The sequence below is a fragment of the Mycolicibacter minnesotensis genome (genome assembly GCF_010731755.1).
Lineage (GTDB): Bacteria > Actinomycetota > Actinomycetes > Mycobacteriales > Mycobacteriaceae > Mycobacterium > Mycobacterium minnesotense.
On sequence record NZ_AP022589.1, the window covers coordinates 371,068 to 385,276 of the forward strand.

Below are 14,209 nucleotides of genomic sequence, written 5' to 3' on the forward strand. Positions count from 1 at the left end.
TAGCGAACCTCGACGAAGGAGAGGCGAAGCTGGACCGCCCCATTAACCGGGGCCTGCTCACTCCGGTTTGGTGCGACGTCCCAGCAGCAGGGCCACCGCCTCGGTGACCGACGACCCGGTGTGGCAGACCCGGTGCACGGCTTCGGTCAACGGCATCTCCACGTCGTAGCTGGAAGCCAGCGCCAGCACCGACTGGCACGACGTCACTCCTTCGACTACGTGGCCGCCGGTGGTGCTCACCAGCCCCGCCGACCCGGGCACCTGCGGCATCGCCTCGCCCCGGCCCAGGCGCTCGCCGAAGGACCGGTTGCGGGAATGCGGTGACGTGCAGGTGGCCACCAAGTCACCCACGCCGGCCAGGCCGGCCAGGGTGGTGTCCTTGGCGCCCAGGGCGACGCCCAGGCGAATGATCTCGGCCAGGCCCCGGGTGATGATGGCGGCCGCCGTGTTCTCGCCCAGGCCCACCCCCGCCGCCATTCCACACGCCAGGGCGATGATGTTCTTGCAGGCGCCGCCGATCTCGGTGCCGACCACGTCGGAATTGGTATAGGGCCGGAAGTAGCCGGTGTTGAGCATCCGCTGCAGCGCCACCGCTCGGCCGGAGTCGGTGCAGGCGACCACGGTGGCCGCCGGTTGACCAGCAGCGATCTCCGCAGCGAGGTTGGGGCCCGACACGACCGCGACCTGCCCGGTGTCGAATCCCGTCACCGCCGCGATCACCTGGCTCATGCGCATCAGCGTGCCCAGTTCGATGCCCTTAGCCACGCTGACCAGGGTGGCGCCTCCGTTGAGATGCGGGGTCCACGTCTGAAGATTGGCGCGCATGGACTGCGCCGGGACGGCCAGCACCACCGTGGTCAATCCGTCCAGGGCTTCGGCGGGATCACTGGTGGCGTGCACCGCGTCGGGCACGATGAAGCCGGGGAGGTAGTCGGGGTTGGACCGGGTCTGGTTGATCTGCGCGGCGATGTCGGGACGACGTGCCCACAGCCTGACCTGACTGCCGGCGTCGGCGAGTACCTTGGCCAAGGCCGTGCCCCACGCGCCTGCACCCATCACCGCGACAGTGCCCTCAGTGCCGGCCATCGCACACCACCTCCCTGTAAGCGCATCACCCTAGCGGGGATCGCGAGCGCGGCGGAGCCGGGCGAAGCGGATCACCGCCATCAACCCAGCGGGGATCGCGAGCGCGGCGGAGCCGGGCGAAGCGGATCACCGCCACTGCACCCGGCGCTGGCAGGATGTCTGTGTGCAGTCAACACAGGCCGACGAATCCGGCATCGGCCTGATCATCGCCGTCAAACGGCTCAGCGTGGCCAAGACCAGGCTGGCGCCGACATTCCCGGCGCCGCTGCGCGAGGCCGTGGTGCTGGCCATGCTGGTGGACACCATCACCGCGGCCTTAGCCGCCCGCGGGCTCGAACACATCACCGTGGTCACCCCCGATGAGGCCGCGGCTGCGGCCGCCGCAGAGCTGGGAGCCGAGGTGCTGGCGGACCCGACGCCCGACGGTCACAGCGACCCGCTGAACAACGCGCTTATCGCGGCCGAATCATCGGTGTCGGAATCTGTGCCGAATATCGTTGTTTTGCAAGGTGATCTGCCAGCCCTGCAGACCTACGAACTCGACGAGGCGATCACCGCGGCACGGACACACAGGCGCAGCTTCGTCGCCGACCGGCATGGGATGGGCACCGCGGCGCTCTTCGCGTTCGGCACCGCACTGGAACCTCGATTCGGTCGGGATTCCTCGAATCGGCACCGGCAATCGGGCGCTCTGGAGCTGACCGGCGCCTGGCCGGGCCTGCGGTGCGACATCGACACAGCCGAGGACCTGGCGGTGGCACGGCGCCTCGGTGTGGGTGCCGCCACGGCCCGCGCGCTCGCTCGCGCAAAGTCCAGTGGCAGTGCCACGCGCGATGAGCAATGATTTCGGAGTGGACGAAATAGAGGGCAGCGAACTCACCGAGACGCGTATCGACACGACCGACTGGCGTCCCAACGACGCAACCCCGACCGCCCCACCGGCTGCCACCGCCGCGCCAGCGGCCTGCGATGACGACGAACTGCCCCCGGACCGCTACCTCAACCGGGAATTGAGCTGGTTGGACTTCAATGCGCGAGTGCTGGCATTGGCCGCTGACACATCGCTGCCACTGTTGGAGCGCGCCAAGTTTCTGGCGATCTTCGCTTCGAATCTCGACGAGTTCTACATGGTCCGCGTCGCCGGTCTCAAGCGCCGCGACGAGATGGGGCTCTCGGTGCGTTCGGCCGACGGCCTTACCCCGCGTGAGCAGCTGCGCCGGATCGGCGAGCAGACCCAGCGGATCGCCACCAGTCACGCCCGCGTGTTCCTCGACTCGGTTCGTCCGGCACTGGCCGCCGAGGGCATTCATATCGTCACGTGGGCGGACCTGTCGCCGGCCGAGCGGGAACAGCTCTCCGTCTACTTCCACGAGCAGGTGTTCCCCGTGCTGACGCCGCTTGCCGTCGATCCGGCCCACCCGTTCCCCTTCGTCAGCGGGCTCAGCCTGAACCTGGCAGTGACGGTCAAGCGTCCCGAGGATGGCGGAAGTCACTTCGCCCGGGTCAAAGTTCCCGACAACGTCGAGCGCTTCGTCGAACTCGATGCAGGCGCCAGCAGCACCGAAAGCCGTGACGGAGTCCGCTTCCTGCCGATGGAAGAGTTGATCGCGGCGTTCTTGCCGGTGCTCTTCCCCGGCATGGAGATCGTGGAGCATCACGCATTCCGCATCACCCGCAACGCCGACTTCGAGGTCGAAGAGGACCGCGACGAAGACCTGTTGCAGGCGCTCGAGCGGGAGTTGGCGCGGCGACGGTTCGGCTCGCCAGTGCGCCTTGAGGTTGCCGACGACATGACCGAGAACATGCTGGAGTTGTTGCTGCGCGAACTGGACGTGCACCCCGGAGACGTCGTCGAGCTCCCCGGCCTGCTCGACATGTCGTCCTTGTGGCAGATCTACGGGCAGGACCGTCCCGACCTCAAGGATCGGACATTCGTCCCGGCCACCCACCCCGCATTCGCCGAACGGGAAACTCCGAAGAGCATTTTCGCCACCCTGCGCGAGGGCGACGTGCTCGTGCACCACCCATATGACTCGTTCTCCACCAGCGTGCAGCGTTTCATCGAGCAGGCCGCCGCCGACCCGGGAGTACTGGCCATCAAGCAGACCCTGTACCGCACCTCGGGTGATTCGCCGATCGTCACCGCGCTGATCGACGCTGCCGAAGCCGGTAAGCAGGTGGTGGCCCTCGTCGAGATCAAGGCCCGCTTCGACGAGCAGGCCAACATCAAATGGGCACGCAAACTGGAACAGGCCGGCGTCCACGTGGTGTACGGCCTGATCGGGCTGAAAACTCACTGCAAGGTCTGCCTGGTGGTACGCCGCGAGGGCTCGGCCATCCGGCGCTACTGCCATATCGGCACCGGCAACTACAACTCCAAGACCGCACGCCTCTACGAGGATGTGGGGTTGCTCACCGCGGACCCCGATATCGGCGCCGACTTGACCGACCTGTTCAACTCGCTGACCGGTTATTCGCGGAAAGTCGCCTACCGCAACCTGTTGGTCGCACCGCACGGAGTGCGGACAGGGATCATCGAGCGCATCGAGCGTGAGGTCATTGCGCACCGCCAGAGCGGCAGCGGCCGCATCCGGCTCAAGCTCAACTCACTGGTGGACGAGCAGGTGATCGACGCGCTCTACCGGGCCTCTCGGGCCGGGGTGCGGGTCGAGCTGTTTGTGCGCGGTATCTGCGCGCTGCGCCCCGGAGTCGAAGGCTTCTCCGAAAATATCTTCGTCCGGTCGATTCTCGGCCGTTTCCTGGAGCACTCCCGCATCATCCACTTCCAGGCCATCGATGAGTTCTGGATCGGCAGCGCCGACATGATGCACCGCAACCTGGACCGGCGCGTCGAGGTGATGGTGCAGGTGCGCAACCCGCGGCTGACCGCTCAGCTCGGTGATGTGTTCGACTCGGCGATGGATCCGGCTACGCGTTGCTGGGAGCTCGGATCCGATGGCCAGTGGTCGGCCGAACCGCAGACCGGCGCCACGGTGCGCGACCATCAGGCATCGTTGATGGAGCGACACCGCAATCCCTGACGCCATGCCCAAGCCGTCCGCGTAGCCCCAATTGACCTGCAGGAGTGCAAGGTGCTCGAAACGACAGTCGCGGAAGGCTCTGAGGCCACCGGCAAGCTGGTCCATGCCGCGGGCGCGGTGCTGTGGAGGCACCGACGCAATGCTGTCGAAGTCGCTCTCATCCACCGGCCGCGTTACGACGACTGGTCACTGCCCAAGGGCAAGGTGGATCCCGGTGAGACCGAGCCCGTGACGGCCGTGCGCGAGATTCTGGAAGAGACCGGCCAACACGCGCACCTGGGCCGTCGGCTGGGGGCGGTCAGCTATCCGGTAACCCAAGGCCTCAAAAAGGTGCGGTATTGGAGCGCGCGTGCGCTCGGCGGCGACTTCGTGCCCAATCACGAAGTCGATGATCTCGTCTGGCTACCGATCGAGGCCGCAATGAAGGAATTGCAGTACGCCTTCGATCGGAAGATCTTGCGGCGGTTCGCCAAGAAGCCCGCCGATACCGACACGGTGTTGATCGTCCGGCACGGCGCTGCCGGGCGCCGGTCGCGGTTCTCCGGCGACGACCGTCTTCGACCGCTGGACAAAACGGGCCGCGCCCAGGCGGAGGCGCTCACCGATCAACTGCTGGCCTTCGGCGCCACCTCGGTCTATGCCGCCGACCGAGTGCGCTGTGAACAGAGCGTGGAACCCCTCGCTGCTGAGCTGGGGGTGGCAATACACAACGAGCCGGCCCTGACCGAGGAGTCCTACGCCGACAACCCCAAACGGGCCCGTCGCAGGGTGCTCGAGATCGCCGGACTTGCCGGTACACCGGTTATTTGCACACAGGGCAAGGTGATTCCGGACTTGATCGCGTGGTGGTGTGAACGCGATGGGATCAGCCCTGACAAATCACGCAACCGCAAGGGCAGCACTTGGGTGTTGTCCCTGTCGAACGGCCGTCTGATCGCCGCCGATCATCTCGGTAGTCCACTGGCGGCACGCGTACTGGCCTGAACGACCGAGCGCCGCGGGGTTGGACCCCGCGGCGCTCGGCTGTTCGTTGCTACGACCGGCTATTTGCGGCCCTTGCGGGCCGGGGCCTTGGTGGCCTTCTTGGCCGGAGCCTTGGCGACGACCTTCTTGGCCGGAGCCTTGGTCGCTACCTTCTTAGCCACAACCTTCTTGGCCGGAGCCTTAGTGGCTGCCTTCTTCGCCACGACCTTCTTGGCCGGAGCCTTGGCGACGACCTTCTTGGCCGGAGCCTTGGTCGCTACCTTCTTAGCCACAACCTTCTTGGCCGGAGCCTTAGTGGCTGCCTTCTTGGCCACGACCTTCTTGGCCGGAGCCTTGGTCGCAGCGGCCTTGGTCGCCTTGGTCGCCTTTGTTGCCTTGGCGACGGTCTTCTTCGCGGCGGCCTTGGTGGCCTTCTTGGCGGGGGCCTTCTTGGCGGCCTTCGCGGCAGTTGCACTGGCGCCCGCACCACGCTTGACGGCGAGACCCTCGGACGGGACACGCTGTGCGCCCGAAACAATTGCCTTGAACTGCGCACCGGGCCGGAACGCGGGAACGGACGTCGGCTTCACCTTGACCGTTTCACCGGTGCGGGGATTGCGGGCCACGCGCGCGGCGCGACGACGACGCTCAAAGACGCCGAACCCGGTGATGGTGACGCTCTCACCCTTGTGGACGGCGCGCACAATGGCATTGACGAAATGCTCGACGGCCTCGGTCGCCGACCGACGGTCGGTGTCCAATTCCTTTGTGAGCACCTCGATGAGCTCTGCTTTGTTCATCCAATCCCTCCGAGACCAGTGGCCCTACTTGAGCCGACTAGAGCACACGGTAAACCCTGATAGCACTGATATCCAAGAGCCACGCGCAATTTCAGATGAGATTATGGGCGAATTCGGCAATCCGGTTACCGCCCTTGGGCGCTGACGAGAGCGCCATGAAGACCGGAATTAAGCTCCGGCACAGGCCCTCAAGAAGTGAGCAGTGTGCGCGGTTTCCAGTCCGGACGAGCCGCTTCGAAAGAATCGATCTCATCGAGTTTCCGCAGCGTAAGGCCTATATCGTCAAGGCCTTCGGACAGTCGCCAGGCGGTGTAATCGTCAATCGTGAACGCCACCACCACTGTTCCTGCGGTGATATTCCGATCTTGAAGATTGACAGTGATTTCCAGCCCGGGGCTCTGCTCGATAACTTTCCACAGCAGTTCCACATCATCTTGAGCAACCTGGGCTGCCAGCAGGCCGGCCTTGCCGGCATTGCCGCGGAAGATGTCGGCGAACCGCGAGGAGATCACCACCCGGAACCCGTAGTCGAGCAGCGCCCACACCGCGTGTTCGCGCGACGACCCGGTACCGAAGTCCGGCCCGGCCACCAGCACCGAACCCTGGTCGAAAGGGCTGAGATTCAGCACGAAGGACGGATCGGTGCGCCACGTGGCGAACAGGCCGTCCTCAAATCCTGTCCGAGTGATCCGCTTCAAATAGACCGCAGGAATGATCTGGTCGGTGTCGACATTGGACCGCCGCAGCGGTACTCCGATTCCGGTATGAGTGCGGAAAGCTTCCATGACTAGGCTCCTTTAAATACCGTGGCGGTCAGTTCAAGTCAGCGGGGGACGACAACGTCCCGCGGACGGCGGTGGCGGCGGCTACCACCGGCGACACCAGATGGGTCCGCCCCCCCTTGCCCTGCCGCCCCTCGAAATTGCGGTTGGAGGTCGACGCCGACCGCTGTCCCGGTTCCAGCTGATCCGGGTTCATCCCCAGACACATCGAGCAGCCGGGTTGGCGCCATTCGGCTCCCGCGGCGGTGAAAACCTCCGCAAGCCCTTCATCTTCGGCCTGATTGCGAACCCGCATGGAACCCGGAACCACAAGCATCCGCACCCCTTCGGCGACCTGACGTCCGCGCAGCACACCGGCCACCGCCCGCAGGTCCTCGATGCGGCCGTTCGTGCAGGAACCGACGAAGACGGTGTCCACCGCGACGTCGCGCATCGGCATCCCCGGCGCAAGGTCCATGTAGGCCAACGCCTTCTCCGCGGCGCGCCGCTCATCCTCGTCGTGAATCGACTCCGGGTCGGGCACCGTTGCCCCGAGCGGGATTCCCTGACCAGGGTTGGTACCCCACGTCACAAAAGGTGTCAGCGCGTCCGCATCCAGGTAGACCTCGGTGTCGAAGACGGCCCCGGGGTCGGTGCGAAGGCTGCTCCAATACGCCACCGCGGCGTCCCAATCCGCGCCGGACGGCGCGTGCGGCCGGCCCCGCAGATACTCATAGGTGGTCTCATCGGGAGCAACCATGCCGGCTCGGGCGCCGGCCTCAATGCTCATATTGCAGACCGTCATCCGGGCCTCCATCGACAGTGCCTCGATAGCGCTGCCGCGGTACTCGATGACATAGCCCTGGCCGCCGCCGGTGCCGATCTGGGCGATCACGGCCAAGATGATGTCCTTGGCCGTCACCCCGTCGGCGAGCTGCCCGTCGACGTTGACCGCCATGGTCTTAAAAGGCTTCAGCGGCAGCGTCTGGGTGGCCAGCACGTGCTCGACCTCGGAAGTGCCGATACCCATTGCCAGCGCGCCGAATGCGCCGTGGGTGGAGGTGTGACTGTCACCGCAGACCACCGTGGTGCCGGGTTGGGTGAGACCCAACTGCGGCCCGATGATGTGCACGATGCCCTGATCGATATCACCCATGGGGTGCAACCGGATACCGAACTCGGCGCAGTTGTGCCGCAACGTCTCGACCTGGGTCCGTGACACCGGGTCCGCGATCGGCTTGTCGATGTCGGCAGTCGGGACGTTGTGGTCTTCCGTGGCGATGGTCAGATCCGGGCGCCGGACGGGGCGGCCGGCGAGCCGCAGGCCTTCGAACGCCTGCGGACTGGTGACTTCGTGGACCAGGTGCAGATCGATGTAGATGAGGTCAGGTTCGGTCCCACCGCCGGAGACCACCACGTGGTCCGCCCAGACCTTCTCGGCCAGGGTGCGAGGCTGCTCGGTCTTGGACATTGCTGCCATCCCCAATCTTTACCGTCTTACATTGTGAGACGCTAGTATCTGTATATGGGACAGCATAGCGGCATCGGCGTTCTGGACAAAGCCCTGGCGGTACTGCATTCCGTGGCCGAATCGCCCTGCGGCCTTGCTGAACTGTGCGACCGGACCGGACTGCCGCGCGCCACCGCACACCGGCTGGCGGCGGGCCTGGAAACCCACCGGCTGCTCGGACGCGACACCGAGGGCCGTTGGCAGATCGGCCCCGCGGTGAGCGAACTGGCGGCCCGCGGCGACGATCCACTCCGAGCGGCCGGTGCAGCGGTGTTGCCCCGACTGCGGGAGATCACGGGAGAAAGCGTGCAGCTGTATCGCCGAGAGGGCAACGAGCGGGTCTGCGTCGCGGCATTGGAACCGCCCGCCGGTCTGCGCGACACGGTTCCGGTGGGTGCGCGGCTACCGATGACCGCAGGTTCGGGCGCCAAAGTGCTGCTGGCCTATGCCGATGCCGCCGTTCAACAGGAGGTGTTGATGGCGGCCAAGTTCACCGGTCGCACCTTGTCGGACGTTCGTCGCCGGGGCTGGGCGCAAAGCGTCGCAGAACGCGAGCCTGGGGTGGCCAGTGTGTCGGCTCCAGTACGCGATCAGCGGGGCACGGTGGTCGCGGCGATCTCGGTGTCGGGACCCATCGACCGGATGGGGCCCCGCCCGGGCGCACGCTGGGCTGCCGACCTGCTCGCCGCGGCCGGCGCGGTCTCCGAGAGGCTCTAGCCCTGCCGTCTGCTCGGCAGGGGCTCCGGACCGCCTGACAGACTGCAGAGATGGGAACCAAACAGCGCGCACAGATCGTCATGACCGATGCCGAAGTCGCTGACTTCGTCATCAACCACCGGACCGGGACGCTAGCCACCATCGGGCCCGACGGGCAGCCCCACCTGACCGCGATGTGGTACGCCGTACTCGACGGCGAGATCTGGCTTGAGACCAAGGCCAAGTCCCAGAAGGCGGTCAACCTGCGCCGTGATCCACGGGTCACCTTCCTCCTGGAAGCCGGCCAGACCTACGACACCCTGCGCGGCGCGGCCTTCGAAGGGATCGCGGAGATCGTCGACGACCCGGAGGCCATCTTTCGGGTCGGCGTCAGTGTCTGGGAGCGCTACACCGGCCCCTACACCGACGAGATGAAGCCGGGCGTGGACGCCATGATGAACAATCGGGTGGCTGTGCGCATCGTCACACGGCGTACCCGCTCATGGGACCACCGCAAGCTCGGTTTGCCGGCCATGCCGTTGTCCGGTTCCACCGCTCCGGGCAGCGAGTAAGCCCCGGTCAAAACAAAAGGCCCGCACTGTGAATGTGCGGGCCTTTTGCGATGTACCCCCGATGGGATTCGAACCCACGCTACCGCCGTGAGAGGGCGGCGTCCTAGGCCGCTAGACGACGGGGGCTAGAACAATTCCGGGTTGCCAGCATAACTCAACCCGTGCAGCCCGCCTAATCGCTTGCGGCGGACTGCTTTTGCTGGGGTACCAGGACTCGAACCTAGAATGGCGGTACCAGAAACCGCTGTGTTGCCAATTACACCATACCCCAAAGACCAGCAAGGTCCCGGCCATTACCGCTGGTCAGAGTGCCGCTTGGACACTTCCGGCCAGCCGTTCTTGGGCCGACGAGCAGACTACCAAACTTCTAGCGCGAAGTTGTCATCGCGCTTGCCCAACGCCGTCTCGGGCGCTCCGCAGCCTGGTCAGGCTACGTGCCGAGCCCAGCAGTTCCAGCGACTCGAACAGCGGCGGGCTGACCAAACCGCCGGAGACCGCGACCCGAATCGGCCCGAAGGCCTTGCGCGGTTTGAGCTCCAGGCCGTCCAGGAGCGCGGCTTTGAGCGCGGCCTCGATGTTGGCGGTCGTCCACTCCCCTACGCCGTCCAGCGCAGCGATGGCGGCGTCGAGCACCGGTGCGGCGTCGGGCCCCGACTCCTTGGCAGCGGCCCGCGGGTCCAGCTCGTAGTGCTCGTCGTTGAAGAACTTCAGCAACCCCCAGGCGTCCCCGAGCACCACGATGCGGGTCTGCACCAATGCAGCGGCCGTCGCGAAGCCGGCGTCGTCCAGGCCGGTGTCGTGTCCGTGCCCATCGAGGTAACCGCGCAACCGCGCGGTGAAGTCCTCCAGGTCCAGCAGCCGGATGTGCTCGGCATTGAGTGCATCGGCCTTCTTCTGGTCGAAACGGGCCGGGTTGGAGTTCACGTCCACCACGTCAAAGGCGGCGACCATCTCGTCGAGGCTGAACACATCGCGGTCGTCGGCAATGGACCAGCCCAGCAGAGCCAGGTAGTTCAGCAACCCTTCGGGAATGAAGCCCCGGTCGCGGTGCGCGAACAGATTCGACTGCGGGTCCCGTTTGGACAGTTTCTTGGTGCCCTCACCCAAAACGGTTGGCAGGTGCCCGAACTCCGGGATGCGGTCGGCCACCCCGATGCGCATCAGTGCCTGGTACAGCGCGATCTGACGTGGCGTGGAGGGCAGCAGGTCTTCGCCGCGCAGCACATGGGTGATCTTCATCATGGCGTCGTCAACCGGGTTGACCAACGTGTACAGGGGATCACCATTGGCGCGGGTGAGCGCGAAGTCGGGCACCGTGCCCGCCGGAAAAGAGGTAGGTCCGCGCACCAGATCCGTCCAGCCGAGCTCGGTATCGGGCATGCGCAGGCGCACGACGGGCTTGCGGCCCTCGGCGAGATACCCGGCTCGCTGCTCTGCGGTGAGCTCGCGATCGAAGTTGTCGTACCCCAGCTTGGGGTTGCGGCCGGCGGCAAGGTGGCGGGCCTCAACTTCGTCTGGCGTCGAGAAGGCCTCATAGGCCTCCCCCGCCGCCAGCAGCTGCGCCACTACGTCCCGGTGGGTGTCGGCGCGTTCGGACTGCCGGTAGGGGCCATAGAGCCCACCCACCTCGGGCCCCTCGTCCCAGTCCAGATGCAGCCAGCGCAGCGCGTCCAGCAGCGCCAGGTAGCTTTCCTCGCTGTCACGCTCGGCGTCGGTGTCTTCCACCCGGAAGACCAAGGTGCCGCCCGTGTGGCGGGCGTAGGCCCAGTTGAACAAGGCGGTGCGAATCAGCCCGACGTGCGGCGTGCCGGTCGGCGACGGGCAGAACCGGACGCGAACACCAGATGCGGTCACGACTTTCCTTTGCGAATTACCGGATTGGACAGAGTGCCAATGCCTTCGATGGAGATGGACACGGTGTCGCCGTGCTCGATGGGACCGACACCGTCGGGGGTGCCGGTAAGGATGATGTCGCCGGGCAGCAGTGTCATCACCGCGGAGATCCACTCCACGATGGCACCGACGTCGTGCATCATCAGCGAGGTCCGACTGTCCTGCTTGACCACCCCGTTGACCTCGGTCCGGATGGCCAGGTCGGCCGGGTCGAGGTCGGTGACGATCCACGGTCCGACCGGGCAGAAGGTGTCATGCCCCTTGGCCCGGGTCCACTGCCCGTCGGACTTCTGCTGATCACGGGCGGACACGTCGTTGCCGATCGTGTAGCCCAAGATGTTGTCTTTGGCGCGCGCGGCCGGAACGTCTTTGCACGGACGCGAGATGACCACGGCCAGCTCCCCTTCGAAGTGGACCGGGGAAGCGTTGGCGGGCAGCTGAATCGGAACATTGGGGCCGATGATGGCGGTGTTGGGCTTGAGGAACATCATCGGATTGGCTGGTGGGGAGCCACCCATTTCGGCGATGTGGGCCGCATAGTTCTTGCCGATGCAGACCACCTTGCTGGCCAGAATCGGGGCGAGCAGACGCACATCGGCCAGCGGCCAGGACCTGCCGGTGAACTCCGGTGTGCCGAAGGGATGCTCGGCGATCTCGCGGGCGGTCATCTCATGTGGCCGGTCGGGGTCTCCCTCAAGGCTGACGAAGGCGACACCGTCCGGGCTGGCAATTCGACCTAGGCGCATTCGAGCAAGCCTAATCAACCAGGACAACTTGATCTCCAGCGCGGCCGAGCCGGGCGAAGGCATCCCTGGTCGGCGGGGCTGTGGAAACATAGCCGGATGTCTACCGAGCCGATCGGTACGGCCGCTCGCTGGTCGGTGGTGATCGTCGCGCTGATCGCCACGTTGTGCTCGTTCGTCTTCATCAACGGCATCGCCTTTGTCATCCCGATGCTGGAGACCAAGCGCGAGACCAACCTGGCGATGGCGGGCCTGCTGGCCTCGATGCCCAGTTTCGGCATGGTGCTGACATTGTTCGCCTGGGGCGCCCTGCTGGACCGCATCGGCGAGCGAATCGTGCTGACCATCGGCTCGGCGCTGACCGCCTTGGCAACATTCGCGGCCGCTTCCATGCAATCGCTGGTCGGGGTCGGTGCATTCCTGTTTTTGGGGGGAATGGCGGCCGCCAGCGCCAACAGCGCCAGTGGGCGGCTGGTGACGGGTTGGTTTCCGCCCCACCATCGCGGCCTGGTGATGGGCATCCGCCAGACCGCGCAGCCGTTGGGTATCGCGTTGGGGGCCGCAGTGATTCCCGAGTTGGCCGAGCACGGACTGGCACGTGCACTGATGTTCCCGGCGACGCTGTGCGCGGTGTCGGCGGTGGCATGTGTGATCGGGGTGGTCGATCCGCCACGTGCGCCCCGTTCGGCGGCCACCGGCGCCGAACTGGCCAATCCCTACAGCGGCTCGAAGGTGCTGTGGCGCATTCACGTGTCGTCTGCGCTGCTGATGGTTCCGCAATGCGTGCTCGCGACGTTCATGCTGGTCTGGCTGATCGTCGACACGCACTGGTCGATCGCCGCGGCGGGCGGGCTGGTGACGGTCTCGCAGCTGCTCGGCGCCGCGGGCCGGGTGGCGGCCGGCCGATGGTCGGACCGGGTGCGGTCTCGGCTGCGGCCCATCCGCAGCCTCGCAGTCGCCGGAGCATTGGCGATGCTGGCACTGGGGGCCGCCGATCACGCACATTCCCATGTCGCCGAGGCAGTGATGGTCGTTGCCGCGGTGATCACCGTGCTGGACAACGGATTGGCTTCCACCGCGGTCGCGGAGATCGCCGGGCCGTATTGGAGCGGTCGCGCGCTGGGCATCCAGAACACCACCCAGCGGCTAACGGCAGGGATCGCGCCCCCGATATTCGGTGCGCTGATCGGCACTGTCGGCTATCCGCTGGCTTTTGCGCTGTGTGGACTGTTTCCGCTGGCCGCACTGCGATTGGTACCGGTGAGCGCCGAGCCCCAAGGGCGCAGTGTTCGCGAGGCGCGGCGAACCCTGCGAGTGCCGCCCGGACCGCCGCCCACCCCGCCGCCGCCACCCTGAGGTCTGGCGCCACGTACCGTCGAAACGATGACGGATACGGATCATGTCCGGCTTCGGACACCAACTGTGGCGGACGGCCCAGCCCTGTGGCAGATGGCCGTCGACAGCTCAGCACTCGACGTGAATTCGCCCTACTCGTACCTGTTGTGGTGTCGCGATTTCGCCGCGACCTCGGTGGTCGCCGAGGTCGACGGGGAGCCCGGCGGTTCAGCGAGGCTCGATGCAGGAGAGCCGAAACTGGAACCGCCGCATCGACTGGGCGGTTCAGCGAGGCTCGACGCAGGAGAGCCGAAACTGGAACCGCCGCATCGGCCCGGCGGTTCAGCGAGGCTCGACGCAGGAGAGCCGAAACTGGAACCGCCGCATCGGCCCGGCGGTTCAGCGAGGCTCGACGCAGGAGAGCCGAAACTGGAACCGCCGCATCGACTGGGCGGCTTCGTCACCGGCTATCGACGCCCGGAGCGGCCGGCGACTCTGATGGTCTGGCAGGTCGCCGTCAACGCCGCACACCGCGGAGCGGGGCTGGCAGGGCGGATGCTCGATCATTTGGTGCGGGCCCAGGTGATCGACGGCGTCACGCATCTTGAGACCTCAATCACACCGGACAACGAAGCCAGCCGGCGATTGTTCGGCGCATTTGCCCGGCGATGGGAGGCGTCGCTGGAGTGTTCGGAGCTGTTCGGCGCGGGTTTGTTCCCGGAATCGCATCTGGCCGAGGAACTGTTTCGCATCGGACCGCTCCGGGTACCCGCACGCCGCCACTGAGGCGTTGCGATGTTGAGATCACA

Annotated in this window: 13 protein-coding genes, 2 tRNA genes and 1 pseudogene; 8 read left to right on the forward strand and 8 right to left on the reverse strand. The window is 66.1% G+C overall.

The genetic code is table 11. The annotated features are described in order from the left end of the window. Positions 1 to 57 precede the first annotated feature (57 nt). Entirely contained in the window at positions 58 to 1,086 is a 1,029-nt protein-coding gene (locus G6N09_RS01885) for an NAD(P)H-dependent glycerol-3-phosphate dehydrogenase (RefSeq protein ID WP_083024239.1), read from the reverse strand. A 163-nt stretch (positions 1,087 to 1,249) separates the two neighbouring features. Between G6N09_RS01885 and cofC the strand changes: the two genes are divergently transcribed. From cofC to mutT1, 3 genes are read left to right on the forward strand one after another with little or no spacing between them, the layout of a single operon-like run. Next, on the forward strand, positions 1,250 to 1,930 hold the full coding sequence (gene cofC / locus G6N09_RS01895; RefSeq protein WP_083024242.1) for a 2-phospho-L-lactate guanylyltransferase: 681 nt from the start codon (positions 1,250 to 1,252) through the stop codon (positions 1,928 to 1,930). Further along, on the forward strand, positions 1,920 to 4,127 hold the full coding sequence (locus G6N09_RS01900; RefSeq protein WP_083024244.1) for an RNA degradosome polyphosphate kinase: 2,208 nt from the start codon (positions 1,920 to 1,922) through the stop codon (positions 4,125 to 4,127). Before cofC ends, G6N09_RS01900 begins: the two co-directional genes overlap by 11 nt. 51 nt (positions 4,128 to 4,178) lie before the next feature. Next, a complete protein-coding gene (gene mutT1, locus G6N09_RS01905) occupies positions 4,179 to 5,111 on the forward strand; it encodes an 8-oxo-(d)GTP phosphatase MutT1 (protein WP_083024247.1) in 933 nt (310 codons plus the stop codon). 59 nt (positions 5,112 to 5,170) lie between these two features. On the opposite strand, the gene G6N09_RS01910 is transcribed toward mutT1, so the two are convergent. The 3 genes from G6N09_RS01910 to leuC form a co-directional block, all read right to left on the reverse strand. Continuing rightward, complete coding sequence (locus G6N09_RS01910; protein ID WP_163752624.1) at positions 5,171 to 5,890, reverse strand: HU family DNA-binding protein; 720 nt, start codon at positions 5,888 to 5,890, stop codon at positions 5,171 to 5,173. A gap of 188 nt (positions 5,891 to 6,078) precedes the next feature. Further along, the gene (leuD, locus tag G6N09_RS01915) at positions 6,079 to 6,675 is read right to left on the reverse strand and encodes a 3-isopropylmalate dehydratase small subunit (protein ID WP_083024251.1); all 597 of its coding nucleotides are present in this window, start codon (positions 6,673 to 6,675) and stop codon (positions 6,079 to 6,081) included. Between the two features lie 28 nt (positions 6,676 to 6,703). Further along, positions 6,704 to 8,122: a 3-isopropylmalate dehydratase large subunit gene (gene leuC, locus G6N09_RS01920; RefSeq protein ID WP_083024253.1), complete on the reverse strand. Its 1,419-nt coding sequence runs from the start codon at positions 8,120 to 8,122 to the stop codon at positions 6,704 to 6,706. A 54-nt stretch (positions 8,123 to 8,176) separates the two neighbouring features. Between leuC and G6N09_RS01925 the strand changes: the two genes are divergently transcribed. Together G6N09_RS01925 and G6N09_RS01930 are read left to right on the forward strand one after the other, a co-directional pair. Further along, positions 8,177 to 8,878 (forward strand): IclR family transcriptional regulator, encoded by a 702-nt coding sequence (locus G6N09_RS01925; protein WP_083024256.1) that lies wholly within the window; start codon positions 8,177 to 8,179, stop codon positions 8,876 to 8,878. A 50-nt stretch (positions 8,879 to 8,928) separates the two neighbouring features. Continuing rightward, positions 8,929 to 9,429: a PPOX class F420-dependent oxidoreductase gene (locus tag G6N09_RS01930; RefSeq protein ID WP_083024259.1), complete on the forward strand. Its 501-nt coding sequence runs from the start codon at positions 8,929 to 8,931 to the stop codon at positions 9,427 to 9,429. Positions 9,430 to 9,482: 53 nt separating this feature from the next. Here G6N09_RS01930 and G6N09_RS01935 read toward each other — a convergent pair. The 4 genes from G6N09_RS01935 to G6N09_RS01950 form a co-directional block, all read right to left on the reverse strand. Continuing rightward, positions 9,483 to 9,555, reverse strand: a tRNA-Glu gene (locus G6N09_RS01935). Positions 9,556 to 9,628: 73 nt separating this feature from the next. Beyond that, positions 9,629 to 9,700, reverse strand: a tRNA-Gln gene (locus tag G6N09_RS01940). A gap of 110 nt (positions 9,701 to 9,810) precedes the next feature. Then, the gene (gltX, locus tag G6N09_RS01945; RefSeq protein ID WP_083024261.1) at positions 9,811 to 11,283 is read right to left on the reverse strand and encodes a glutamate--tRNA ligase; all 1,473 of its coding nucleotides are present in this window, start codon (positions 11,281 to 11,283) and stop codon (positions 9,811 to 9,813) included. Then, a complete protein-coding gene (locus G6N09_RS01950; protein WP_083024263.1) occupies positions 11,280 to 12,068 on the reverse strand; it encodes a fumarylacetoacetate hydrolase family protein in 789 nt (262 codons plus the stop codon). The genes gltX and G6N09_RS01950 overlap by 4 nt, the downstream gene beginning before the upstream one ends. Before the next feature lie 96 nt (positions 12,069 to 12,164). On the opposite strand from G6N09_RS01950, the gene G6N09_RS01955 reads away from it, so the two are divergent. From G6N09_RS01955 to G6N09_RS19765, 3 genes and pseudogenes are all read left to right on the forward strand, one after another. After that, entirely contained in the window at positions 12,165 to 13,421 is a 1,257-nt protein-coding gene (locus G6N09_RS01955; protein ID WP_083024265.1) for an MFS transporter, read from the forward strand. An 84-nt stretch (positions 13,422 to 13,505) separates the two neighbouring features. Further along, positions 13,506 to 13,616: pseudogene (locus G6N09_RS19760) on the forward strand (diaminobutyrate acetyltransferase); the annotation flags it as partial. Positions 13,617 to 13,898: 282 nt separating this feature from the next. Then, the gene (locus G6N09_RS19765; protein WP_234806964.1) at positions 13,899 to 14,186 is read left to right on the forward strand and encodes a GNAT family N-acetyltransferase; all 288 of its coding nucleotides are present in this window, start codon (positions 13,899 to 13,901) and stop codon (positions 14,184 to 14,186) included. Positions 14,187 to 14,209 lie beyond the last annotated feature (23 nt).